At 44.3% G+C, this 24,637-nt stretch carries 19 protein-coding genes and 2 pseudogenes; 12 read left to right on the top strand and 9 right to left on the bottom strand.

All coding sequences use genetic code 11. From position 1 onward, the window contains the following. The first annotated feature begins 29 nt into the window (after positions 1-29). Positions 30-608, top strand: a complete 579-nt coding sequence (locus QF041_RS06090) for a TetR/AcrR family transcriptional regulator (RefSeq protein WP_307412903.1) — start codon at positions 30-32, stop codon at positions 606-608. 98 nt (positions 609-706) lie between these two features. Here QF041_RS06090 and QF041_RS06085 read toward each other — a convergent pair whose 3' ends face one another. After that, entirely contained in the window at positions 707-1,120 is a 414-nt protein-coding gene (locus QF041_RS06085) for a MerR family transcriptional regulator (protein WP_339783952.1), read from the bottom strand. 191 nt (positions 1,121-1,311) lie between these two features. Between QF041_RS06085 and QF041_RS06080 the strand changes: the two are divergent. The 3 genes and pseudogenes from QF041_RS06080 (at position 1,312) to QF041_RS06070 (ending at position 3,520) form a co-directional block, all read left to right on the top strand. Next, positions 1,312-2,353: pseudogene (locus tag QF041_RS06080) on the top strand (NAD(P)-dependent alcohol dehydrogenase). 193 nt (positions 2,354-2,546) lie between these two features. After that, positions 2,547-3,020, top strand: coding sequence for an HIT family protein (locus tag QF041_RS06075; protein ID WP_307412899.1), 474 nt, complete (start codon positions 2,547-2,549; stop codon positions 3,018-3,020). Between the two features lie 128 nt (positions 3,021-3,148). Further along, positions 3,149-3,520, top strand: coding sequence for an iron chaperone (locus QF041_RS06070; protein WP_307412897.1), 372 nt, complete (start codon positions 3,149-3,151; stop codon positions 3,518-3,520). Between the two features lie 75 nt (positions 3,521-3,595). On the opposite strand, the gene QF041_RS06065 is transcribed toward QF041_RS06070, so the two are convergent. The 3 genes from QF041_RS06065 to QF041_RS06055 all read right to left on the bottom strand — a co-directional run bounded on the left by QF041_RS06065 (position 3,596) and on the right by QF041_RS06055 (position 6,179). Further along, positions 3,596-4,576, bottom strand: a complete 981-nt coding sequence (locus tag QF041_RS06065) for an aldo/keto reductase (RefSeq protein ID WP_307412895.1) — start codon at positions 4,574-4,576, stop codon at positions 3,596-3,598. 257 nt (positions 4,577-4,833) lie between these two features. Next, positions 4,834-5,715: an SDR family oxidoreductase gene (locus tag QF041_RS06060; RefSeq protein WP_307412893.1), complete on the bottom strand. Its 882-nt coding sequence runs from the start codon at positions 5,713-5,715 to the stop codon at positions 4,834-4,836. Between the two features lie 146 nt (positions 5,716-5,861). Continuing rightward, complete coding sequence (locus QF041_RS06055) at positions 5,862-6,179, bottom strand: winged helix-turn-helix transcriptional regulator (protein ID WP_307412891.1); 318 nt, start codon at positions 6,177-6,179, stop codon at positions 5,862-5,864. A 368-nt stretch (positions 6,180-6,547) separates the two neighbouring features. Here QF041_RS06055 and helD point away from each other — a divergent pair, with 368 nt between their 5' ends. The 3 genes and pseudogenes from helD to QF041_RS06040 all read left to right on the top strand — a co-directional run bounded on the left by helD (position 6,548) and on the right by QF041_RS06040 (position 9,886). Then, positions 6,548-8,962, top strand: coding sequence for an RNA polymerase recycling motor HelD (gene helD, locus QF041_RS06050; protein WP_307412889.1), 2,415 nt, complete (start codon positions 6,548-6,550; stop codon positions 8,960-8,962). A gap of 220 nt (positions 8,963-9,182) precedes the next feature. Then, positions 9,183-9,679: pseudogene (locus QF041_RS06045) on the top strand (SDR family NAD(P)-dependent oxidoreductase); the annotation flags it as partial. Positions 9,680-9,700: 21 nt separating this feature from the next. After that, on the top strand, positions 9,701-9,886 hold the full coding sequence (locus tag QF041_RS06040; RefSeq protein ID WP_307417095.1) for a Rossmann-fold NAD(P)-binding domain-containing protein: 186 nt from the start codon (positions 9,701-9,703) through the stop codon (positions 9,884-9,886). 117 nt (positions 9,887-10,003) lie between these two features. Here the strand turns inward: QF041_RS06040 and QF041_RS06035 are convergent, their stop codons facing one another. The 3 genes from QF041_RS06035 to QF041_RS06025 all read right to left on the bottom strand — a co-directional run bounded on the left by QF041_RS06035 (position 10,004) and on the right by QF041_RS06025 (position 13,090). Beyond that, positions 10,004-10,834, bottom strand: a complete 831-nt coding sequence (locus QF041_RS06035; RefSeq protein ID WP_017688542.1) for a carbohydrate ABC transporter permease — start codon at positions 10,832-10,834, stop codon at positions 10,004-10,006. A 1-nt stretch (position 10,835) separates the two neighbouring features. Further along, positions 10,836-11,708 carry a carbohydrate ABC transporter permease gene (locus tag QF041_RS06030; RefSeq protein ID WP_062834362.1) on the bottom strand — a complete coding sequence of 291 codons (873 nt, stop codon included), beginning with the start codon at positions 11,706-11,708 and terminating at the stop codon, positions 10,836-10,838. 68 nt (positions 11,709-11,776) lie between these two features. Then, positions 11,777-13,090 carry an ABC transporter substrate-binding protein gene (locus QF041_RS06025; RefSeq protein WP_091016368.1) on the bottom strand — a complete coding sequence of 438 codons (1,314 nt, stop codon included), beginning with the start codon at positions 13,088-13,090 and terminating at the stop codon, positions 11,777-11,779. A gap of 206 nt (positions 13,091-13,296) precedes the next feature. Between QF041_RS06025 and QF041_RS06020 the strand changes: the two genes are divergently transcribed. The 3 genes from QF041_RS06020 to QF041_RS06010 all read left to right on the top strand — a co-directional run bounded on the left by QF041_RS06020 (position 13,297) and on the right by QF041_RS06010 (position 18,832). Further along, complete coding sequence (locus tag QF041_RS06020; RefSeq protein ID WP_307412885.1) at positions 13,297-15,060, top strand: sensor histidine kinase; 1,764 nt, start codon at positions 13,297-13,299, stop codon at positions 15,058-15,060. 16 nt (positions 15,061-15,076) lie between these two features. Continuing rightward, the gene (locus tag QF041_RS06015; protein WP_307412884.1) at positions 15,077-16,603 is read left to right on the top strand and encodes a response regulator; all 1,527 of its coding nucleotides are present in this window, start codon (positions 15,077-15,079) and stop codon (positions 16,601-16,603) included. Positions 16,604-16,846: 243 nt separating this feature from the next. Continuing rightward, positions 16,847-18,832, top strand: a complete 1,986-nt coding sequence (locus tag QF041_RS06010; RefSeq protein ID WP_307412882.1) for a methyl-accepting chemotaxis protein — start codon at positions 16,847-16,849, stop codon at positions 18,830-18,832. An 82-nt stretch (positions 18,833-18,914) separates the two neighbouring features. Here the strand turns inward: QF041_RS06010 and QF041_RS06005 are convergent, their stop codons facing one another. Next, positions 18,915-19,787, bottom strand: a complete 873-nt coding sequence (locus QF041_RS06005; protein WP_307412880.1) for a helix-turn-helix transcriptional regulator — start codon at positions 19,785-19,787, stop codon at positions 18,915-18,917. A 245-nt stretch (positions 19,788-20,032) separates the two neighbouring features. Between QF041_RS06005 and QF041_RS06000 the strand changes: the two genes are divergently transcribed. Continuing rightward, on the top strand, positions 20,033-21,232 hold the full coding sequence (locus QF041_RS06000; RefSeq protein WP_307412878.1) for an MFS transporter: 1,200 nt from the start codon (positions 20,033-20,035) through the stop codon (positions 21,230-21,232). A 214-nt stretch (positions 21,233-21,446) separates the two neighbouring features. Continuing rightward, a complete protein-coding gene (locus QF041_RS05995) occupies positions 21,447-22,202 on the top strand; it encodes a gamma-glutamyl-gamma-aminobutyrate hydrolase family protein (protein ID WP_307412877.1) in 756 nt (251 codons plus the stop codon). Between the two features lie 112 nt (positions 22,203-22,314). Here the strand turns inward: QF041_RS05995 and QF041_RS05990 are convergent, their stop codons facing one another. Continuing rightward, on the bottom strand, positions 22,315-24,636 hold the full coding sequence (locus QF041_RS05990) for an MMPL family transporter (RefSeq protein ID WP_307412875.1): 2,322 nt from the start codon (positions 24,634-24,636) through the stop codon (positions 22,315-22,317). Position 24,637 lies beyond the last annotated feature (1 nt).

Genomic DNA, 24,637 nt, shown 5'->3' with positions numbered 1-24,637 from the left:
TGTTAGATTAATTTTGGGAGGGAAGTCGAATGGCTAGAAGTAAAGAGTTTGAAGTGAACGAAGTATTGGATAAAGCAATGAAGATCTTCTGGGAACAAGGTTACGAGAAAACGTCGATGAGTGACCTGGTTGAGCATATGGGAATTCATCGCAGAAGTATATATGATACATTTGACGACAAACATTCGCTGTTTTTGCAGGCAATGGATCGTTACAGAGGTAAGGTCAGCACCACATTACTTGCAGAAATCAAGGCATCCAAGACGGCAGTGGAAGCACTGCATAAAATTTTTGATGTTATGATCACTGAAGCAGAGGAGACACCATCGGGTTGTTTGATCGTGAACTCCGCCGTGGAGCTAGGCACACGCGATCCGGACGTGGATACGCGATCTCTTGATTCATTTAATGAAGCAGAGCAGATGTTTGAGCAACTCATTCAATGGGGGCAGCGGGAGGGAGAATTCTCCTCTGATCATGATGCGAAGGAAATGGCAGAGTACCTGCACAATATTTCTGTCGGCATCAGAGCCATGGCAAGAACCTCGACGGATAAGGAAAAATTAAACCGTATTATCCATGTAACGATGAAACTTTTGGAAAAATGATGAGTAGAGACATACCCAAAAAAGTAGCTTGAAATCCGTTAGAGGACTTCAAGCTACTTTTTTTGTGCGCTAATTTTAGAAAATAGAAAGCATGACCATCAATTGGTGATGGCATTTTCCATCGGTTTAATTTTATGAATCTCTTCGGTCCCAGCCTTCAAAGCTGTTTCGTAGTAGGAGCGTTTGTGCTCGATGACTTCCATGGTTCTTCTTAGTTCCTCCATTTGTGCTTCCACAATAGCTTTTCGCTCCGTAAACATGTCATATCTTTGCTTCAGCGAGGAGTCCCCTTCAGAGCACCATTCAATAAAGTCCTTAATGTCTTTAATAGGCATGCCGGTCAGCTTCAGACATTGGATGATCTTTAAAAAGTCAATGTCGGAGTCTTTGAACAAACGTGTTCCACTCGTGGTACGTTCCACAAAAGGCATGAGTCCTTCCTTGTCGTAGTAACGCAATGTATATACCGTAAGGTCTAATTTTTTGGCAACTTCACCGATTGAATAGGTCATTTTCATAAAATTCCTTTCTACTAGGGGTAGACTTCGAGTTAACTCTAGGATGATCCGAGTGAATTCTAACATGTTGGATTACTGGATGTCAAAGTACGTTGGAGATAAGAAAATAAGATAAACATTTGACCTAGAGTTAACTAGAGGGGGTAAGATTATTTTGAACTTTAAATTACTAGGAGGTTATACCATTGATTATAGCTAAAGCCAGAGCCGTTGACGGACCAGACCAACAATTCAGAAGTGCTGAAATCAAACGACGTGATCTGGATACCAATGATGTATTAATCGAGATTAAATATGCCGGTATCTGCCATTCTGACATCCATACTGCCCACGGTGAATGGGGCCCTGTGAATTATCCACTCGTTCCTGGACACGAGATTGCCGGGATTGTAACCGATGTAGGAACTGGAGTCTCCAAATATAAGGTCGGTGACCGAGTAGGGGTCGGATGTATGGTGGACTCTTGTGGTGAATGTGTTAACTGTCGCAAAGGTGAAGAGCAATACTGTCTCAAAGGAAATATTCAAACTTACGCTGGAGTAGACAAATACGGTGAGCCTACGCAAGGTGGATATTCAACTCATATTGTTGTCGTAGAGGATTTCGTCGTTCGCATCCCTGATAACATTGCACTTGATGCTGCTGCACCTTTGCTGTGTGCCGGTTATTACGACGTATTCACCACTTCATCACTGGGGAGCTGGCCCAGGTAAAAAAGTTGCCGTTGTAGGTATGGGTGGCCTTGGTCATATGGCTGTCAAAATTGCGCATGCGATGGGTGCCGAAGTAACGGTACTCTCCCAATCCTTGAGCAAAAAAGAAGATGGACTGCAATTTGGTGCAGATCACTACTTTGCCACAAGCGAACCGGAAACATTCGAGAAACTTGCAGGCACATTTGATCTGATGATTAACACGGTAAGTGCAAATATTGATATTAACGCTTATTTCTCCCTGCTCACGCTGGATGGTACACTCGTGAACGTGGGTGCTCCTGCAGAGCCTCTAGCTGTTAACGTATTTTCTCTTATCGGTCATCGCCGTTCATTCGCAGGTTCCATGATCGGTGGTATCCGTGAGACGCAGGAAATGCTTGATTTCTGTGCAGAACATGATATTGCGCCTAACATTGAGGTTATCTCCGCTGACCAGATTGACGAAGCTTACAAACGTGTATTGGCTTCCGACGTGAAATATCGCTTTGTTATTGATATCAGCACTATGTAAGTGTGAACTGTGCAATAGTGATAGTTAAAGATAGAAGAAAGCAGCTGCCGCCAAGGTCAGCTGCTTTTTGCTTTTCAGTTTGTTAATTGCTGATCGTTCTATAACCCGCTATCTCATCGCAACGAACAGAAGGTAACGGCGTCTAATAACTAGTAACTAGTTAGAAAAATATGAAAGGAGTGTAAGGAGAAAGATGACAGTATCATTTTCACATCAGCCTGAAGGGTACGAATGTCCATTTTGTCGTATTTGGGGTATCGAGCGACCTGATCAGGGAACAAAACAAAGGGATATCATCTATCAGAATGAAAAGGTAACGGCATTTATAGCAGGCAAATGGTGGCCAAACAATAAAGGACATGTCCTTATTGTTCCGAATCAACATTTCGAGAACATCTTTGAACTCCCCGCCGAATACGCTGTTGAAATTCACCACGCGGCTCAGCTTACAGCATTTGCAATGAAAAGTACATATGGATGTGATGGGATTTCGACACGGCAACATAATGAACTCGCTGGCAATCAAGACGTGTGGCATTATCATCTGCATGTTTACCCTAGATACGTGAATGATCAACTGTATCTGTCAAATGGTTCTCAATCCGATCCAGATGAACGCGCTCTCTATGCGGATAAGTTGCGTTCTTGGATAAAGGAAAATATCTAAAGTCTAACAGGCTGCTCATTTTTTGTTAAGTTATCGGCAGATAAGGGTTTTTGAATTTGATATTCATGATAGAATAAGATTGAATTGGACAATATAAGTAGTAGATTTCTTGTTATAGGGGGAAACCAATGGAGACCTTTGCAGAATTTATAGCACGCATCGATAACCCGGAACACCAGGCACGAACGGAAGAAGTTTTGAACTGGGTCACTGAAAAATTCCCGAATTTAAAGCAAAAAATAGCCTGGAATCAACCTATGTTTACCGACCATGATACCTTTATCATTGGCTTTAGTGTATCCAAGCAACATTTGGCTGTTGCTCCCGAGAAGGCAGGAATTAATCGTTTTTCGGAAGAGATCACTCAGGCGGGGTATGATCACACCAAAGAGTTGGTGCGGATGAAGTGGAAACAGGAGATTGATTTTTCTTTACTTGAGCGAATGATTGAGTTTAATATAGCGGATAAGGCAGAATGTTCAATATTCTGGCGCAAATAAATCGCGATATAAAAAGAAGACCCCCAACTTCCAGATACGGAAAGAGGAGGTCTTCTATATTTTAAACTAAAGCGATTATTGAGCACCTACTACAGGGTGAGGTACATAGGGCTCTTCAAGGAATGAGACGTCTTCTGAGGTCAACTTAACAGAAAGAGCACCTACCGCATCTTCCAGATGCGATATTTTGGTGGCACCGATAATTGGTGCCGCTACAGTGTCTTTTTGCAGCAACCACGAAAGTGCAATGTGTGTGCGAGGGACACCGTATTTTTCTGCAATGGATGCAACTCGTTCAACAACAAGCCGATCCGCATCACTTGTCGCATTGTACTTGGATTTCTGAATTTTGTCTGTCTCTGATCGGAGTGTCGATACGGACCAGTCACGGGTTAATCTGCCTGAAGCAAGAGGACTATAGGGAGTTACACCAATCTTCTCTTCCTTGCATAAAGGCAACATTTCACGTTCCTCTTCACGGTAGATGAGGTTCAAGTGGTTTTGCATGGAGACAAACTTGCTCCAACCATTTTTCTCTGCTACATGTAATGCTTTTTGGAACTGCCAAGCGAACATGGCTGAAGCCCCAATATATCTTACTTTACCGGACTTCACCACATCGTGTAAGGTTTCCATGGTTTCTTCAATAGGCGTATTGTAGTCCCAACGATGAATGATATAGAGATCTACATAATCGGTTTCCAATCGTTTCAGGCTTTTATCAATCTCACTCAGGATGGCTTTTCTGGAAAGGCCAGAACCGTTGGGTCCTTGATGCATTTGTCCGTGTACTTTGGTAGCAATGACAACCTCATCGCGATTTGCATAATCTTTTAACGCCCGACCAAGATACTCCTCGCTCGTACCCAGGGAATATATATTCGCTGTATCGAAGAAATTAATGCCTAGATCCAGTGCTTTTTTGATCACAGGGCGAGAATTTTCTTCATTCAGTACCCATTCATGAACCCATTTACTGGCATCCCCAAATCCCATACATCCCAGGCAAAATCGAGATACGTCCAAGCCTGTGTTACCAAGTTTTGTATATTCCATATCATGTTCAAATCCTTTCTAATGTTTATTATTGCCACCTGTACGGTGATCTATATACACATTATTATGTCATATCGAATGGAATAACCTGTACCACATTTCTATCAAACTTTTGCCTAATCCTATCAGAATCTCTGAATTTGAATCAGTTGAGTCTATTGAGGTTCTCATATAAAAAGAACAAGCCACTCGTTTCTCCGTTGGAGATTCAAAGGGCTCGTTCATGAATAGCAGCGAGAGGGGATTTCCAATGAAAACTATTGTTTAATCATTGTTTGATGAATCCAATCGCTTATTTTGGTTAATTTAAGATTGGCTTTGATGTTATCATCCAACTCTTGAAACCGTGGAAGAAGATCTGTATGCCCATCAATCCATTGGTACAATCCTTTAAGACCTGCTGCTGTCTCACTTCCCAACAAAGGCTGAATCGCTGCTTCAAAATGATCAAAAGGTAGAGACATGAAGCTGATCTTTTCACCTAATACAGCACTGAATTGTTCCGCTAATTGTGCACCTGTCAGGGCTTCTAATCCGGGTGCAGGGATAATGCTTCCTGCCAATTCCGAATGAGTCAAGGCATAATAGTGGAATTGAGCTGCATCGTTTAAGCTAATCCAGGAGATCGGCTTGTCTGCTGGTACCGGGTAGGCCAAAACGCCATTGTTCAGTATTCCGGGAATCAGGAAGTTTTCCAAGTATACAATGGGTTCCACAATGATATATGGAAGACCACTTTGCTGCAATTCATGGATAACTTCACGTTTCAATTCAATTCCTTTGGAATGGGTGATAGGGTCAGGAACATAGGTACCCGTGTTAACTACAATCAATTTAACGTTTGCCTGTATAGCAGCATCAATTGCATTTTTGGTATATTGTCTGATCTTATCCGGGTTGAACTCCACCGGCAGGTTCAGGAATACTTTACTTACACCTTCATGCGCCGTATGAAGCTGTTCCACATCTGATAGATCCCCGATGAAAGCTTCAATGTTTTGTTCCTTTAGTGTTTTGGCTGTTGCCTCATTTCGAGTAATCGTGCGAACTTCACAACCGTGTTGAACGAGTAATTGAGCGACAGCGCCGCCTTGGGAGCCCGATGCCCCATATACTAAAAATCGATCATTCTGTGTCATAGTGGTCAATAACTTCCTTTCAATATGTGATTGGAATGAATGAGTTAACACTCAGCAATGACCTCAGCATAACGGATTTAGAATAGGAGCGTAAGTACGCACATTAATGATATAGAGTATCCCTTAGGATACTATGGGAAGGCGTTTTACATATATTTCGATCCCCAATCACCTAGCTGAAACAAGATAGAAGTCAGGCTTTGTCCTTTTTCTGTAAGGGAATATTCGACTTTAGGCGGAACTACAGGGTGGGTAACACGGTTTATCAAACCAGCTTCTTCAAGTTCTCGTAATTGCCTGGTTAACGTGCGATGCGTAATGGGGTCAAGCATTTTCTGTAATTCATTGAATCGAATTGTTGAATGGCGGATGAGACGATTTATAATTAATAACTTCCATTTCCCACCAATCATATTGACTGCAAACTCAACAGGACACCGGTCCTCCACAGGTTCTATATTCATATTTATGTATCCCTCCCAAAAGCATCAACTCATGTTTCATGTTTCGTTCATTTTATCGAATTTATAAAGGGGTGTATAGCTTACAGCGCATTCAGGGTATGAACCATGCCCAAGACACAAAAAAAAGATGCCCCCAGTGTAGCTCGAGGGACATCTATTTTAATATAAATTATTGTTCAACTCAGACAGAACAAAAAAAGCATTGAACGTGAAAAAAAGCCATGATATAATCTATAGCGCACTTGACATTTATATTGAATGTAAAGGGTGAATCATTATTTCTCCTAATTTAATTTTACATCCGACATTCCGATTTGTCAATGCTCTTTTTTGGGTCCTAATAAATGGAAAAGGGAGTGGACTTATTCATGGATAAAACAAACGAATGGAAGTTGGAAGAGGAAAGACTAGTGCAGGTGAGGAACAAGCTTCAGGCACGACTCGACGAGTTAGAACCGAAGGTTGCCGGACTGCATGAACAGGCTGCCGAAATTCGTAAACGGTTCTGGGAAGAAGTAACGATTAATACGGGTTCGTACACGGATTTTGAAGATGCATTCTATACCATTAATCAGCAGTCAAGAGTGTTGGCGGAGAGGGAGCGCGGGCACAAGCTGTTAACACAACAATGGAAAAATACAAAGAGACTGCTTCCAACGCCGTATTTTGGCCGTTTCGACTATAAGGAAAAAGGGATGACATTGACTGAACAGATCTACATCGGTGTATCATCCTTCATGGATGAAGATGGATTGAACTTTCTAATCTATGACTGGCGTACGCCAATTGCGAGTCTGTACTATGATCACTCTCCCGGGCCAGCAAGTTATGACACACCTTCAGGACGAATCGACGGAAAGATGGAGCTCAAGCGTCAATTCCAGATTCAACATGGGCAGCTTCAGAGCATGTTTGATTCAACTGAGACGATTGGTGACGAACTGTTGCAGCAAGTGCTCGCCAAGGGTGCAGACTCACAAATGAAGAGCATTGTAGCAACAATCCAAAAGGAACAAAACGCCATTATCCGTGATGACCGAAGCCGAATGCTTATCGTTCAAGGGGCAGCTGGCAGTGGCAAGACGTCCGCTGCATTACAGCGAGTGGCCTACTTACTATATAAACACCGCCAGACCGTCAAAGCAGATCAAATTGTACTTTTCTCGCCGAATCCGATGTTTACCAGTTATATTTCCACCGTGCTTCCGGAACTTGGCGAAGAGAACATGCAGCAGACCACTTTCCAGGAATATCTGAATTATTGGCTGGATTCCTCCATACGACCAGAGGATGCCTTTGATCAGATTGAATATGTGCTGACAGCCCAAGAAGATCCGCGTTATGAAGCTCGTCTGGAGGCGATTAAGTACAAAGCTTCCGAGACATTCCTGCAAGTGCTCCAAAACTACGGTAAGTGGCTGGGGCGGGAGGGCATGCGGTTCAACGGCATTCAATTTCGGGGACGTGAATTCATCACTGCGGACCGAATTAAGACTCAATTTTACAGTTTGGATCAAAATCTTACCTTGTCCAACCGTATTCTTCTTTTGCAGGAATGGTTGCTGAGAGAACTTGTTTCGCTGGAACGTCTGGAACGGGAAGCAGACTGGGTTCAGGAGGAATTGAATTATCTGGACACGGATGAGTATGTGGAAGCTTTCCGCATGCTGCACAAAGAAAAGCCTGTGTTCGATGTGGCGGAAAAATACGCAGCTCGAGATAACGGTAATAACAGCGCAGAGCAAGATGAGGGTGCCTTTAACTTTGGAGTGCGGGAAGAGGAGTTGCTTCGTCAGAAACTGGTGAAAGACATGTTTAAACCTTTAAGAAAGAGTGTGCGGAAATTCCAGTTCGTGGATGTGAAAGGGATATACGAACAACTATTTGTAGATGAAGCCGCTTATCGGAAACAAACGAATGGGGCACCCCCCCCACAGCACTGGCCTGAGATTTGTAAACAGACCAAGGCCATGATCCTTCAGAACAAGCTTTTCCATGAAGATGCTACTCCGTATTTATATGTAAAAGAGATGATCGAAGGCGTCCGGACGAACACAGAGATTCGTTATGTCTTTGTCGATGAAGGCCAGGATTATTCAGCGTTTCAATACGAATATCTCAAGAAACTGTTTCCTCGTGCCCGCATGACGGTGCTGGGGGATTTCGGGCAGGCGATTTTTATGCAGGCTACGGATTTGGCAGCATCCAACTCGCCACTGGTTCACCTTTACGGAGAAGGCGAAACTACATTGATCCGGCTGGTACGCAGTTATCGTTCAACCAGAGAGATTGTTGAATTCACGAAATGCATGCTACCAGGGGGAGAAGAGATCAGACCGTTTGAAAGGGGAGATCAGAAGCCTCTTTTAACAAGAGTGAAGGACGAAAAGATGCGTGGTGCGCAGATTCTCGCAGACATCGCCTCGCTTAAGGCTGAGGGGTTTGATTCCATCGCTGTGATTACGAAGACCGCGGCTGAAAGCCGTGACGCCTATGAAAGGTTGCAAAGTCAAGGCGGCGAAGGGTTACAGCTCATAACAAAGGACACACAGATTTTCGAAAAAGGAATCATGGTTATTCCTGTGTACCTCGCGAAAGGCGTTGAGTTCGATGCTGTCCTGGTCTATGATGCTTCACCCGTTGCTTACAGCCAGGAATATGATCGTAAGCTTCTGTATACGGCATGCACACGGGCCATGCACCGACTTCATCTATATACTGTGAGTGACTGGTCACCATTTGTGCAGGCGTTACCTGCGAATCTATATGACATAAAATCATAATCCATATGTAAATCCATTCTCAATGAAGGACCAAAGAAAGATGCTCGGAGCCTTTTTTCAAAGGTTATCGGGCATCTTTTTTTATGAAGATATGAATCATAAAAGTTATTCTTTACTGATCGTTCCCAATGTGATAGATTGATATTGGGAGTTATGAGAATGATCATTCCCATAACAGCTCGAAAACATATAAATTCTCAATGAGAGGGAGTAATAATAAATGAATATTTCCAAACAAGTTGCTATTGTAAGTGGGGCTAATCGAGGGTTGGGCAAGGAACTTGCTCTTGAATTGCTGGCGAGGGGAACCAAAGTGTATGCTGGCGCGCGAAACCCTGAATCCATTGATCTGCCAGGGGCTATTCCACTGCAACTCGATATTACTGATCCACAATCTGTCATGGCTGCAGCTGAGGTAGCTAGTGATGTAACCCTTCTAATCAATAATGCTGGTTCCGCTACGGGTGCTTCTCTGCTCACAGGTGAGCTGAACGATATTCACTTGGAGTTCAATACACATGTATTCGGTACGCTTTCAATGATTCGTGCGTTTGCACCGATAATAGAGAAGAATGGGGCGGTTCGATACTGAATATCCTGTCCGCTCTATCTTGGCTCAGCCTTGGTAACTCAGGAGCATATTCAGCTGCAAAATCCGCTCAGTGGGGAATTACGAATGCATTACGTCTGGAATTAGCCCCTAAGAACGTTAGCGTTGCCGGATTGCACGTGGCGTTCATGGATACGGATATGACGGCAGGTATCGACGCACCAAAAACGAGCCCAACGGATATTGCCAAAATTGCAATAGATTCCATCGAATCGGATCTCTACGAAATTATTGCTGATGATACCAGTCGGAATGTACAACAGGGTCTTGCTGGTGGTGTTGCTGCCCTTTACCCGCAATTGTTTCAAAAATAGAGAGGTGTAGATACATTTTCTTGCTATAAATAAAACAACCCCCACCAGATCTGGTGGGGGTTGAGTACGTCATGAATACTCCAATTCTATTCCTTGAGAACCGTGAGAATATAAGGTTTAACCTTTAACTGCACCGGCAGTAAGGCCGCTGACGATATATTTTTGCCCAAATAGATAAAGGATGAATACAGGCAGGGAAGTAAGCACGAGATTGGCGAAGATCAGGTTCCAGTCCCGGCTATATTTGCCGTAGAAATTGTAGATCGACAGTGGCATCGTCCATGTGGAACTGTCTGTCAGGAAGTACACAGGAATCGTGATGTCATTCCAGACGGACATGAACACCATGATGGCTACCGTTGCGTTAACGGGCAGGATGAGCGGTGTGACGATGCGGAAGAACACCCCGAACACACTTGCTCCTTCCAGAAATGCCACTTCGTCCAGCGCTCGTGGAATGGTTTTGATGAATCCACTATACAAGAATACACTGAAGGCTGTATTTAACGCGGCGTAGATCAGGATAACACTTGTGATGCTGCCGTAGAATCCCAATCCCTGTACAACCCGTATGGTCGTAATAATCGACATTGGTGCAATCAGTCCCATGAAGAAATACATGTAGATCGTGCCGGATAGTTTGGTTTCCCGACGTGCCAGAATGAATGCCGCTGCCGAAGAGGCAACGATATTAATAATGGAAGATACACCAGTAATCAAAATGCTGTTGAAGAACGCTCGCGACAGACCGCCTTCCTGGAAGACACGAACATAGTTCGAGAACTGCCATGTTTCCGGGAAGCTCAGGGAGAAGCTAAGCACTTCGGCGCTGGTTTTGAATGAACCAAAGATCAGAATGACAAGCGGCAACAGAACGATAAGAGAGGCCAGGATCAGGAAACCTTCCACGATATAGTTGCGGATGGCGAGTTTGCGTGTATAGCCCATGTTATTCCGTAACCTCCTTACGCCGCATGAAGATCAATAGCGGTATAGCAATAATGGTAACGACCACGAAGAGAAGTGTGTTGACCGCGGTACCAAGTCCCCAGTTGCCTTCGCCGAAAGATCGCAGAATGATCGTACCTACGACCTGGGAAGCGTTACCCGGGCCACCACCGGTCATGACATATACTTCGGAGAATACTTTGAGTCCACCGATCAATGTCAGCATCAGGTTAATGTTAATCGCGGGCAGCAAGAGTGGTAGTGTGATTTTGAAAAAACTTCTCCACGAACTTGCGCCATCAATCTTGGCTGCCTCGTAATACTCTTGAGAAATGGACTGCAGGCCCGCCAGATAGATGGCCATCTGGAACCCGGCACTCTGCCAGATCGAGACGATGGCAATCGTCCAGATCACAATCGATGGGTTAGTAAGCCAAGCTTGGCTTAACGAATGTAATCCTACAGATTCCAACAAATTGTTGATTGTACCTTCGGTACGCAACATGGGAGTGAACAGAATGCTGATCACAAGAATGCTGAGTATGGAAGGGGAGTAGAAGATCGCGCGCAGCAGGTTCTTTGTTCTTAGTCGCATGTTAAGTCCTACGGCCAGCAATAGACCGATGACATTTTTGCCAACGACGGTGACGATTGCAAATATTGCCGTGTTTTTCAGCGCCAGAATAAGCGTTTTGTCCGAGAAAATTTTCTCGAAATTATCCCACCCGATGAACTTCAGCTCCAGCCGATCCAGCCGCCAATCCGTGAATGAATAATAGAAAGCGGCGAGAGCAGGCACAACGAAAAAGATGGAGTAGATAATCAGTGCGGGAAATATCATGTAATACGAGTACAGATTTTTAGTCCTTTTCATGTCTCACACTCCGTTATAGCCAGGCAGCATAACGGTCGATCCTGTTATGCTGCCTTATATTTCACTCTTTAGAAACCTTCTACACCTTTATCCTGCATCAGCTGACTGAACTTCTCATCCCAGGATTTCAGTACTTCTTCCGGTGACAATCCGCCTGCAAATTGATCCTGCAATAATCGGTACAGTTCGCTGCGATCAACCAGCATGTATGCATCCGTTGTCAGCACGGTTTTCTTCGGCGTAATATAATTGTCTACAATATCCTGTTTGTAAGCTGGCAGTTCCGGTGTAGTAACGTCACTGAAATTGGATACGTATCCTTTGGAGTCGACGATCTGTTGTGCGACATCCTTGGAAGCGATATAGTCCAGGAACTGTTTGGCTTCATCCAGATGTTTGGATTTCTTCGGAATGAACAGTTGTCCGCCCAGTGGACTTGCACCCAGACTGGCATTATCCGACGATGGAATCGGGAATACGCCCAGTTCCATATTTGGATCTTGCTCGGCCACGCCTTCGATTAACCAATCGCCCATAAACATCATGGCAACTTCCTTGTTCAGGAATTTACCTACGGCCATGTCATAGCTGTCGCTAAGCACATCCGTGTTGGTGTAACCTTTGGTGTAAATTTCATATTGTTGTTCCAGGAATGTTTTGAATTCCGGGATATCAGACCATTTTTTCTTATTGCTGTTCAACTCATCAAAAAAAGTCGGTTCATTTTTGGCTACAAAATCGGCAAAAGCTGCAGCAGGCCAGATGTTGGCAGCCCAGGCATCTTTGTAAGGCATGAATACAGGTGTAATGCCACTTGCTTTGATTTTTTCACAGATCGCCAGGAATTCTTCGTAGTTAGTTGGAATCGACAACCCGAGTTCTTCAAAGATTTGTTTGTTATAAACTACTCCTTGCATCCCCGTATCTTGGCTGACATGGAAGCTGTAGAGATGACCACCAGAAGAGAGGACGTCTTTGTTCACAATTCTGCTCGCCCAAGGCTCGTTATCCAGAATTTCGAAGTTACGTTCAAGGTTCAGGTCTGTGACTGCGCTCGCCAGATTGTACTGAATAATGTCAGGCGTTTCATCTACAGCCAGTTTGGTTTGCAGTACAGTTGTTGTTTGTTCCGCTGGAATCAGCTGCAAATTGACACGAATGTTCGTTTGTTTTTCGAATGCATCAAGAATGTCCTGTTGGATGAAAGCAGAGTCCTGAGAACTTTTAGAGATTGCCAGCTCCAATGTGACTTTGCCACTCTTGCTGTCCCCGCCAGCAGCTGTGCCGGAATCCGTACCTCCTGATCCACAAGCGGTTAACGAGACCGATAATAAACTGGCCAGAATAATAGAAAACGCCTTTTTTCTTTTTATTGTTTTCAATGCAAATCCCCCTCTAAAACGTTTAGTGAATCCGTTTACAAGTCCGATTATAGATTCTTTTCTGGCCCCGGTACATGTCTGTGCTTGAACGTTGATGTGTAAAATCCTGAACTTGAAATCGCTATCATTTCATGAAATACCGTGATAGAGTAGACATGAATATAAGGGATTTCACATCATGTCAGAACAGGAGGGCATCTCTGAGAATGGCAAAGCTCATACATAAAGCAACTCAATTCAGTTTGCAGACAAAGGTGTTTTTGACATTTCTGGCTCTGCTTTTGTTCGTGCTGGGCTGTTTTATCGTGTATGTAAATGTGATCGTTGTCCGCCCGCTCAAACTGAAAACAGAGCAGGATACGCTCGTTACAGCTACGAAGGTAAGAGAGCAGGTTGATCTCTACGTAGAACAACAGAACCAGATGTCGCAGCGAATATTATCCAGCAAAAATATATTTGCAGCCATGGACAAGAGCTCCTCAGCTCATAGTAACTATGAAAGACTGAAGCAAATCAGGATCATCAAAGACATCATGTTTCAGGCGATCGGGCCCAGCATGAATATCAAGGACATGTCCATCTATGACAGGCAAGGTGTTCTTCTTACGTCATATCTGGGTTCAGGCAATCCTCCCGCAATCTTGAACACCATGATGGAGAGTAGTCAGGTAGGACGAGATTGGACGGAAAGTGGTTTTGTTCTGCTGCGTCAAGACGATACGATCTCCTTTGTACGCACGATCAATGATCAGAACGGCAAGGTGTACGGTTATCTTAGCATCCAGATGGAACAGGCCTATATACAGAACCTAACTGAGGGCATTACCGCTGGCGATGTCTATATTCTGAATGAACAAGGGGAGCAAATGACGGGCTCGGAAGTGGGTGTGACATTTACCAATTGGACAAAGCCTTCATCAGAGGAGGGACTGGATGTGGACAAAAACGACAATTATATCACACATTCCACTTCACCCAGTACAGGCTGGATCACGTATATCATAACGCCCAAAAAATCTGTTCTGGGTTCGATCCATTCGGTTCAGACGATGTCCATTCTGCTGATTACAGCACTGATGCTGGTTTCGTTTGTGTATATCTTCCTGTCGACACGTAACCTGCTGCTGCCTATCCGCAAGCTACGCGGTCAGATCTGGCGCATGAACTACAGCAATATGAATCTGAAAGTGGATGAAACGCCGAAGAATAACGATCTCTTATTGCTAAATGAAGCCTTTCAGGATCTGATGGAGAGGCTGCAGCAATCCATTGACCGGGAAAAATCGGCGCTTCATGAAGAAGTAAAGGCGCGTAATTCTGCGCTGCAAGCCCAGATTGCACCTCATTTTATTCATAATGTTCTATACCTGATCAGTATTGCCGCCCAAGAGGGGAAGACCAAAGTTGTATCGGATATGTGCAAACATCTTTCGGACAGTCTGCGTTATATTGTCTCTTCACCATACGCGCATGTGACTTTGGCTGAGGAGCTTCAACATACAAGACATTATCTGTCTCTTGTACAACAAAAGTACGAAGAGGATCTGGAGTGGGATATCCATGCAGACGAGCTGGCGAACGAAATCCGGTTGCCGCGGTTGGTTATTCAGCCGTTTGTGGAAAACTGCATTGAACATGCCTTTGCCAACACCGCGCCGCCTTGGCGTATCCAGATTACGGTGAAGCAATATAACGGATTATGGGCTTTGGAGATCAAAGATAACGGAGAGGGTTTTCCACCGGATAAGATCCAGGAGATTTTAGCCAATATTCAGGCCTCGGGTTCTGGAATGAACCAGACTGCCGATGGTGGAACAGCCCTTGGTAACATGGGAATTATCAACAGTGTCAATCGACTCAAACTAATGTATAACAACCGGCTCTTTATTAATATATTTAACAATCATGCGGAAGAGCAACATGGAGCAACAATTCAGATCATCGGCTCACTGACGAAGGATTTTTACTAGCGAGGAGGCATAGGCGATGTATAACGCGATGATCGTTGAGGATAGCAAACCGATATTACGTAATATTAAAATGCTCTTGGAAACACTCAACTTTCCGATTCGTATAGCTGCTACGGCAACGAATGGAGAGGAAGCCTTGGCAGCGATAAAACAGTCACCGATTGATCTGCTGTTGACAGATATTCGAATGCCGAAAATGGATGGACTGTCCCTGATTGAGCAAGCCAAAATTGCCAACCCGGATCTGAAGGTCATCTTGATTAGCGGTTACAGCGATTTTGAATACACAAGAAAAGCATTGAACCTGCAAGTGTTTGACTATTTGTTAAAACCTGTCGAGCGAGAGGCGCTTGAAGAAGTCATGGGTCGGGTAATTGACCAACTTGATCAACAGATGTCCAAGGAACTGCTGGATTTGCAGGAAATCATTCATCCCCAATGTGAGACTACGCCCAAACAAGGGGAGGAGTTTCCGCCTTTATTCAGCCAGATGATGATCATTATGAGCAAACAGCCTTTTACCGCAGGGCATGAACGATGGGTGCAGGTGGAACTTGAGGGCATAGTACAGGATTTTTTTGCATTCCATCCTTGTCGTGTGTACACTAGTCAAACCCCATATCAATTTGTCGCTTTTGTCAATAAGAGTGCACTTGAGGTGTACTCTTCCGTACATGAATGTCTTGAATCGTTGCGACGGCATTTGGTTGCGCATGACATCGATGCGATCATTGGAGGACAACTTCTATTCGCTGAGTCTGGTAATCTGCCGGAGCTCTATCACCGCATGTCGTCCATTTTGTCTGAGCAGCAACGGTTGAAACAAGGAATAGTGCTGGATACCGGGAATCCGGTGTCGATGGCCAGATCTGAGACAGGCTGTCTGGATCCGGTGCAGGAATCTGTTTTTGTACAGATGATACAGGCTCGGCAGAAAGAACGGTTTGCTTTCAAGTTATCCGAATTGCTGAATCGATGGGCAGAGGAAAATGTACATATGACCGAGGTGGATCGGTTTATTGGTTTGGTCGTAGATACGTTTGCTCATCTGTACGAGGAACAGGGGTCGGGCATGAGATTGGGTCTGGAGCTTCGGTCAAGACAATTCGCCCAGGCACAGTCCTATGCCGATTTTTGCCGGGAACTGGCGGAATGGACGGGACAGTGCTTCGATATGCTGCAATCCCACGTTCGAAAAAGCAAGGCGATTCTGTTCGAACAGATTGACGATTACGTAAAACTAAATAAATACTCTCAATTATCTATCAACGACATTGCCATGAAGTTTCACGTTAGCCCGTCGTACGTCAGCAGAGTGATCAAAAATGCAACACAAATTACATTTGTTCAGTATTACACCCGGCTTCGCATTCAGGAAGCATGCAGACTGATGGAATGCCAACCGGACATGAAGTTTAAGGAAGTTTCCGATTTGTTGTCATTTAGCGATCAGCACTATTTCTCAAAGGTGTTCAAAGAGTATACGGGGCTAAGTCCTACGGATTATAAACAACAGATGTCTGGCATAAAGACCCAATCATAGTTAACAAACCCTTTTTATTTATGTTATAATACTAACAAATACGGCTTGTTACTGAATTCATTCAGGCAATACCTATGTATATACATGCTCAAAGTTTCTTTGGGTGTGCATATATATGGGTTTTTTTTGCGTTTACTGGCCGATTGATTCTACCAAAAATGGATAAAGAGAGGAAGATTCACTTTGGAAAAGAAAAAGAAAAAAAGGTCATTTTATAGGAAAGGAGGAGCCAGCTTACGATTAATGAGCACTAGACTCATTGCAGCTTTCCTTGCGGTGCTTATTATCCCAACTGCACTTATCGGTTATTTCTCGTATCATAGTGCCAAAGATCAAGTGCAACAAAAAATGACCGATCCCATCAATACAATATTAACGATGACCGGACAACATATTAACAATCTGGTGGGGGAAAAAGCAGAATTATTGAGTTACATAGACAGCATGTATGGCTCCGATCCCAGTCAGGCGAACAATGAAGCACTACAAGTAGGAATCGACCAGTTAGCTGATACATATCCTGATATTCTTGCCATTACCGTAGGCAACGACCAAGGCAGTGTTATATCTTCTCCAGCAATTGAGGATGCAACATACGATCCACGCAGCACAGAATGGTACACCAATGGTACAAGTAACAATGGATCACTCTATTTTTCGAGTATTATGAAAGATCCGGTATCCGGGAATATTTATGTAGAGATTTCAAAAGCTCTGTCAAATGAACAAGGTGTAGCAAGTATTAAACTTGATCTGGAGCGATTAGCAAATGAAATATCGATTGTGGATGTCGGAGGTAATGGAAGTCTGATTGTGGTGGACTCCAATCGAACCATCGCGGCTTGGTCCGGTGCGATTGTAAAAGGTGGGGGAGGAGAGCTCGGTGGAGCACTCATCGAGGGAATTCCAGTCCATCCAAATACGGCTTCAAGTTCCGATGAACCGATGGCATTTTCTCAATTTGTCAGAACGGATCTGGCGTATGATCTGGAGGTATATAACGGTGTTAATGCTTTGACGGGATGGAATGTCATTGCTTTGATGGGCCATGAAGATTTTATCGCCGCAGCGAAACCCATTATGGTGTCGAGTCTAACGGTCATTGCTGTATCTGTATTGATTGCCGGTGTAATTATTTTCTTCATTCTGAGATCTTTTATTGTACCTATGCAAAAACTGCGAAAGGCCACCCGTAGTGTAAGCGAAGGGAATCTGTCGGAACGAGTGAATCTTAAAACCGAAAACGAATTTGGTATATTGGCAAATGATTTTGACCAAATGACCATCTCCCTTCAATCGGTGGTTGCTGAACTTCATCAGACGTCATCGTTGTTAAGCCACTCTTCCCAGATGATTCAGGAAAGTACAGAACAAACCACCCAATCGGTTCAACATGTGGCGGAAACGATGCACCAGACTGCTGAATCAGCTATCGTTGGGGCGGAAAATTCGGAACAAACCGCGAATGCCGTAGAAGAGATGGCGAGAGGCATCAGTACAATTGCAGAATCTGCGAGTGCCATAGTTGATTCGGCTGAAGAGACGGAGCGCGCTGTTGCTAATGGTGGGAAAACGATAAATCAGGTCGGAGAACAAATGGAACACATTCTCGGAGCTGTTGAAGAAACCTCGGCATTGATTAATGAGCTGTCCAGTCTATCCGCTGAAGCCAATCGAATGAATGAAGCCATTGCGGATATCTCTCGGCAAACCAATCTTCTGTCACTGAATGCTTCTATTGAAGCATCAAGAGCAGGAGAACACGGAAAAGGTTTTGCGGTCGTTGCTGGTGAGGTGCGCACGTTATCCATGCAATCCAAACAAAGTGCGGACGAGATTGGTGCTACCATTGGCAAAATGCTTGATCTGATTGCCAAATCCACATCTCTTATGAATGATAAAGTTCGTAATCAAGTCGGTGAAGGTATGCGCATCAGCCAAGAAGCTTCAGCAACCATATCGAACATCGAACAATATACAACGCATATCGTGGATCAAATTCAGGATATTTCCGCTGTCTCAGAACAGTTGTCAGCCAGCACGGAAGAAGTCTCGGCTACAGTTGCCGCGATGAGTCATATCTCTAAAGTATCGGCTGATAGTGCTCAGACAACTTCAGCAGCAGCCCAAGAGCAAATGGCGGCGATGCAGGAGATATCCGCATCATCTGCTCAGCTATCCAAAACAGCTGAGAATATGCAAGAACTGGTTCGCCGGTTTAAGTTCTAGAGTAGAAGTAAGTAAGTGTGAAAGGAAACGTGTTAAGCAAAAAGGCGCTCCCAAATGGAGCGCCTTTTTGCATGTAGAGAAATTAGTAAGAATGTGACGCCTCATCCCCGAACATATCCTTTTGATTCTTTTTTCGGAAACTTCGTGGTGATTCACCAACCGTTTTGGTAAATAAAATCGTAAAGTAATTGGGGTTGTCGTAACCGACCAGTTTGGCGATTTCCCATATTTTTTTGTTAGTTGAAACTAATAATCGGGTAGCTTCACCCATTCTTCGTTGAATCAGGTAATGATAAGGAGAAGTGCCATAGTGATTTTTGTACATATGAATTAAGTAATAAAAATCGATATGAAATTGATCTGCCAATTCTTTGAGTTTAATGTTTTGCCGATAGTTGGTATCCAAATAGTCTTTAATGCTCTCAGCAAGGGTATTGCTCTCAACGATCTCCCCACTAGGAAGCTGTTGACGGGACTGCCGATCGATGATCAGAAGTATAGCTTTCAGGACATGCCCAGAGATAGACTCATAACCATGTTCCCGAATCGAAAATTCATTGAAGAGAGTCTGCATTAACGAATGGAGCTCATCGGAATATCGGTTTGCTCGAATGATCGGAATGTTAGAGGGAGGGATGACCCAATCCTCAAGGGTCTGGGTGCCTTCTGCAAAACGAAAGCCACAATAAAAAGTGGATAACGGGTATTCAGGATTGGACTTCTCCTCGTGAAGAGTACCCTTGTTATATATGAGCATGTCCCCTTTTTGAGCCCAGTGTTTGGTGCCGTCAATGGTGAACAATCCTTTGCCTTCAGTTACGTAGATAATCTCATGCAGATCGTCATGTTTATGCGTCGGAAAACTCCAATGGGGATTGTCGGCCAGTTTGCCTACATAAATAATGGTGCAATCTCGATTTGGATGCCGTTGGCCGGATTCGTGGTGTGTATTCATCTATGTCTTCCCTTCAGAATCTGTAATGAAAGTCTATGTTGAAATGACAACATATATAATGTTTTGCAATAAAACCACAACAACCTTGATTGTCGGCATAGCGTATCTGACAGTACAATTTCACTATCCAAAATGTACTATATATCGAAAGTGAAGGGATGGGAAAGCAGAAAATACATGAATTAATGATCGTAGACAGAAATGAAGCGCTTGCAACAATAGAAAGGATTAGTGAGTATTGATTTATGACTAGAAATAGAGAGAACCTACTTATTTTAACGCTTACGCTTGTTAGCTTTGTACTGGGAACAACCGAGTATGTTATCGTGGGTGTGTTGAAGGAAATTGAAAGTTACATGAAAGTATCACTTGCTGCCGCGGGTATGCTTGTCTCCGGTTTTGCGATTGCATACGCAGTGGGTACACCATTTGCTGTGGCTTTCTTGGTCAAAATATCCAGAAGAAGTTCCATATTGATCGGATTTGCAATCGTGTTAGCATTAAATCTATTGACCGTGTTCTCAACAACGTTCTCTTCTCTGATGGCCATTCGCATCGTGTCGGCCGTTGCTTGTGGACTTACGATATCGCTTTCGATCTCGATCGTAAGCGACGCAGTGAACCGGGAGCGAAGAGGGGAAGCTATCGCCTGGATTTTGGGCGGATTTTCAATCGCAAATGTGCTGGGTGTTCCGCTCGGTACATTTATCGGACAACATCTAAGCTGGTCCATGACGTTTGTTGTTACAGCATGCATAGGTGTTGTGCCGCTGGTATTCATGTTTCGTATTCTGCCACGCCAAACAACAACGATTGCAGGTTCGTTCAGTGATCAGATGTCTCTCTTTGTGAAGCCACGGATATTGCTGGCCTGTCTGATCCCTGTACTGGGAAACAGCTGTATTTTCGTCGTTTTTACGTACATTGCGCCACTCCTGAGTGAGACGATGGGTGTGCCAGTACAATGGATTAGTGCCATACTCCTGATTTATGGAGTCTGCAGCATCCTGAGTAACTGGATTGGTGCCAAAATAGCCAAGGGTGATTTCCTACCCAAGCTCAAGGGGCTTTTCGTAATCCAAGCGATCCTCTTCCTGGGCATGAGTTTTGCCGTTTCCAATCTGTGGATCGGCTTGGCATTCCTGTTTCTGATTGGATGTGTGTCATCCTCCATGAGCGCGGCATCCCAGTTATATTTGTTTGATGTGTCTGGAGCGATCGCACCGGGGTCCAAAGCATTTGCATCTACACTCCTGCCTGTGGCGGCCAATGTGGGTATAGCGTTAGGCTCCGGCGTCGGGGGAATTGCCGTTAATATGGGTGGTGTCCAGTGGGTGCCTCCAGTTGCTGTGATGCTTGCCTTGCTGGCTTTTGTTGTTACCCTGATATGCCAGCGTTCCATCCAAGTGAATTCAGACGAAGCAACCACTGTAAAAGCAGCTTAGATGAGATGCTGTCTAGACTAAACGGATGAATGCATATATATGGTATATGAACTACAAACAAAGTCGCTGTTAAGCGGCTTTGTTTGTTTTTTAGTTTTCCAGCATTCCGGATGAAACGGGATCGTAGATGATAGAGGTAGGATAATGCAATAATTCAGTGAATTTATATATGAAGAGATCTGATAAAATGAATGAAAAGCTGGGAGGTAAAGCCATGAAAAAGCCCATGATCGGTGTACTGCCTTTATATGATACGGACAAAAAAAGTTACTGGATGCTTCCAGAATATATGAACGCCATAGAAGGAGCAGGTGGGATTCCAATTATGCTGCCTTTGACAACGGATATCGAGATCATAGCAACGCTAGCTAATCAGTTCGATGGGTTCCTGTTCACCGGGGGACATGATCTCAATCCTGAGCTGTATCATGAGCATGAAGAGGTTACTTGTGGAGAGTTATGTATTGAACGCGATATGATGGAGTCGATATTATTACAAAAAGTAATTGAGCTTGATAAGCCTGCGTTTGGCATATGCCGTGGACTACAACTATTTAACGTTATGTTGGGTGGAACGTTATATCAAGACATTCCGACTAGCCTTCAACTTCATGGGAACAAGATCGTTAATCATAAGCAAAGTCCGCCGTATACGGATCTTGTACATGATGTACATATTGATAAAAATAATATCCTATACGATATTTTGCAAACAGATACGATAAAAGTGAACAGTTACCACCATCAGGGAATCAAGATGTTATCGGATAAGTTAACTGCTGTGGCAGTCGCTGAAGATGGACTCGTTGAATCCGCGGTAATGCCGAACCGCTCGTTTGTTTTGGCTGTGCAGTGGCATCCAGAGTACAGCTACAAAGTAGATGACTATAGTCAAACGTTATTTGCGGCGTTTGTTAATGCTTCTAAATCCCCGCGCTATACTATCCATATTGAAGAAATAACCGCATAAAATGTGAAAAAGAAAAAAGACCTCCTGTTTATAAAAACAGAGGAGGTCTTTGTATTGGTGAATGTAGTCGTAATAGTAATCGTGGTATTACCATTACGATTGTTGTGGATGATTATTTTAATCCAGACTTCGTGTTGGCATGCTCTTCAGCATTCAGGGAAGCAATCAGCTTCTCGCCTTCAACATCCAGGTTTGGCAGGATGCGATCCAGCCATTTTGGAAGTGCCCAAGCTTTGTCTCCGAAAATAGCCATGATAGCAGGGACCAAACCCATACGGATGATAAAAGCATCAATCAGAATGCCTACCGCCAAAGTGAAACCAATCTGCTTGATCATGACATCATCAGTGAATATAAATCCTGCAAATACAGAGACCATAATCACTGCTGCGGCAACAACCACGCGACTTACCTGATTGTATCCATGAACAACGGATTCGGTCCCGCGATGACCATGCACATAGGATTCCCGCATGGAGCTAACAAGGAAGACTTGATAGTCCATCGCCAGGCCATACAGGATACCTGTTACGATGATCGGCATAAAGCTCAGCAGCGGGCCACCGGTATCGAAACCAAAGAGCGAATGCAGCCAGCCCCATTGGAATACAGCAGTTGTGATCCCGAATGTAGCCAGGATACTAAGCAGGAAACCGATGGTGGCTTTAATTGGAACGATAATCGAACGGAATACGAGTAACAGGATGATCAGGGACAACAGGATGATGATGCCTACATAAATAGGGAACACCTGCGCCAGTTTGGCTGACATATCGATGTTAACAGCTGTGAGTCCAGTAACTCCGAGTTTCACATCATAGGTCTGTGCGATGCTGGAATCAGTCGCGCGTAGATCAGTGACCAGTGTTTTAGTGAGATTATCGTTAGGACCCGTTTTTGGAATGAGACTGAAAATAGCTAAATCTTCTGTCATACCAAGCGGTGTGACTTGTGCAACGTTATTCTGACCTTGGAGTTCCATCACCAGACCGCCCAAGAGTTCCGGTGTAACTTTTGCGGAAGATTGATTAGGCTCTGCGACCAGAATAAGTGGTCCGTTGAATCCTTCTCCGAAGCCTTCGGAGATGGCATCATAACTTTGTCTTGCAGTTGTATCCAGATTCGCTGAGGAAGCGCCGGGGATACCCATTTCCATTTTGGTAATCGGCGTCGCGGCAAAACCAAGAATGACGATGATGGCGATAATGGTAGCCCAACGATTTTTGATAACGAATTTCACCCATCTATCCGCGACTCCGTGGCTAGTGGCTTTAGGATGTTTCGTGCTTTTATCACGAGCTTTGGCGGAACAGATGCGTTCTCCTACCAATCCGAGTAAAGCTGGCAACAAGGTTAAAGCAACAAATACGTTGATGAGTACGGTGGCAGCTGCGACCAAAGCCATCGTAGACAAGAATGTGAGACCGATGACAAGCATACCGCACAGTGCAATAATGACCGTTAATCCGGCAAAAAATACCGCGCTGCCCGATGTACCAATGGCTCTGGCCGTTGCTTCTTTTGCACTCAAGCCCTGATCAATAATCATTCGACGTTGGCGATTGACAATGAAGAGCGCATAGTCAATTCCGACAGCCAATCCAACCATGAGAGCCAGGACGGAAGTGACACTAGGCATTTCAATGAATTTGGAGATCGAGAACGCACCACCAACTCCAATGGCAACTCCGAGGAGTGCGGTGATCAGAGGCAGACCTGCTGCAACAACGGAGCCAAGGGTGATCAGCAATACAATGACAGCAATCACCAATCCGACAATCTCAGCCGAGCCGACTCCAATCGATACCGTTTTGAGCGTTTCGCCCGGCAAGACCGTAATGTTGGTTCCTTGCTCTACCGTCATAACAGATTGAATAACGGAATCAAATACATCTTGGGTTATGGCAGATTGCTCAACTGTAAATTGGAATTGGAACAGTGCAATGCTTCCATCCGAAGAGATCAGCATGCCTGGCACTGGTACACCATTCACCATCAAAGGTCCATAAGGTGGAGGAGTGGTTGTTGTAGATCGTGCCATATCGGTAGCCTGAGCATTCTGAGCCATCTCAGCAGCACCCGAATTACCCGCTTCAGCTGCATAGTCCGCAGGATTAATGACTTTGTCTAATCCGTAAACCTCAGTAACACCTTTCATCATGGCAGCCATATTTTCAGGCGTATCCAAACGCTCGTTGTCCGGTGCCTTGAACACAACACTTCCTTGACCGCCGGAAGCGGCTGGCAGTTCTTTTGCCAATTGATCCAGAACCTTCTGTGACTCGGTGCCTTCAATCTTCATTTCAGAACTGATGTGAATACCATTGATGCTGATCATGGAAATGACAATTCCCAGAATTAAAACCCAGCCAATGATGAAGGTTGCAGGTTTGCTAAAAGCGGTTTTCCCCACTCTGTATAATAATGTAGACATT

The sequence above is a fragment of the Paenibacillus sp. W2I17 genome, assembly GCF_030815985.1.
Lineage (GTDB): Bacteria > Bacillota > Bacilli > Paenibacillales > Paenibacillaceae > Paenibacillus.
The sequence above is the reverse complement of the archived record's forward strand: the minus strand, read 5'-3'. Positions and strand labels throughout refer to the sequence as shown.

Coding starts and splice junctions, on each gene's coding strand:
- QF041_RS06000 (WP_307412878.1), top strand. CDS start 20,033: ATGACTAGAAATAGAGAGAACCTACTTATTTTAACGCTTACGCTTGTT.
- QF041_RS06055 (WP_307412891.1), bottom strand. CDS start 6,179: ATGAATATAGAACCTGTGGAGGACCGGTGTCCTGTTGAGTTTGCAGTC.
- QF041_RS06090 (WP_307412903.1), top strand. CDS start 30: ATGGCTAGAAGTAAAGAGTTTGAAGTGAACGAAGTATTGGATAAAGCA.
- QF041_RS05990 (WP_307412875.1), bottom strand. CDS start 24,636: ATGTCTACATTATTATACAGAGTGGGGAAAACCGCTTTTAGCAAACCT.
- QF041_RS05995 (WP_307412877.1), top strand. CDS start 21,447: ATGAAAAAGCCCATGATCGGTGTACTGCCTTTATATGATACGGACAAA.
- QF041_RS06070 (WP_307412897.1), top strand. CDS start 3,149: ATGGAGACCTTTGCAGAATTTATAGCACGCATCGATAACCCGGAACAC.
- QF041_RS06040 (WP_307417095.1), top strand. CDS start 9,701: ATGGATACGGATATGACGGCAGGTATCGACGCACCAAAAACGAGCCCA.
- QF041_RS06075 (WP_307412899.1), top strand. CDS start 2,547: ATGACAGTATCATTTTCACATCAGCCTGAAGGGTACGAATGTCCATTT.
- QF041_RS06035 (WP_017688542.1), bottom strand. CDS start 10,834: ATGGGCTATACACGCAAACTCGCCATCCGCAACTATATCGTGGAAGGT.
- QF041_RS06085 (WP_339783952.1), bottom strand. CDS start 1,120: ATGACCTATTCAATCGGTGAAGTTGCCAAAAAATTAGACCTTACGGTA.
- QF041_RS06010 (WP_307412882.1), top strand. CDS start 16,847: ATGAGCACTAGACTCATTGCAGCTTTCCTTGCGGTGCTTATTATCCCA.
- QF041_RS06060 (WP_307412893.1), bottom strand. CDS start 5,715: ATGACACAGAATGATCGATTTTTAGTATATGGGGCATCGGGCTCCCAA.
- QF041_RS06020 (WP_307412885.1), top strand. CDS start 13,297: ATGGCAAAGCTCATACATAAAGCAACTCAATTCAGTTTGCAGACAAAG.
- QF041_RS06005 (WP_307412880.1), bottom strand. CDS start 19,787: ATGAATACACACCACGAATCCGGCCAACGGCATCCAAATCGAGATTGC.
- helD (WP_307412889.1), top strand. CDS start 6,548: ATGGATAAAACAAACGAATGGAAGTTGGAAGAGGAAAGACTAGTGCAG.
- QF041_RS06065 (WP_307412895.1), bottom strand. CDS start 4,576: ATGGAATATACAAAACTTGGTAACACAGGCTTGGACGTATCTCGATTT.
- QF041_RS06030 (WP_062834362.1), bottom strand. CDS start 11,708: ATGAAAAGGACTAAAAATCTGTACTCGTATTACATGATATTTCCCGCA.
- QF041_RS06015 (WP_307412884.1), top strand. CDS start 15,077: ATGTATAACGCGATGATCGTTGAGGATAGCAAACCGATATTACGTAAT.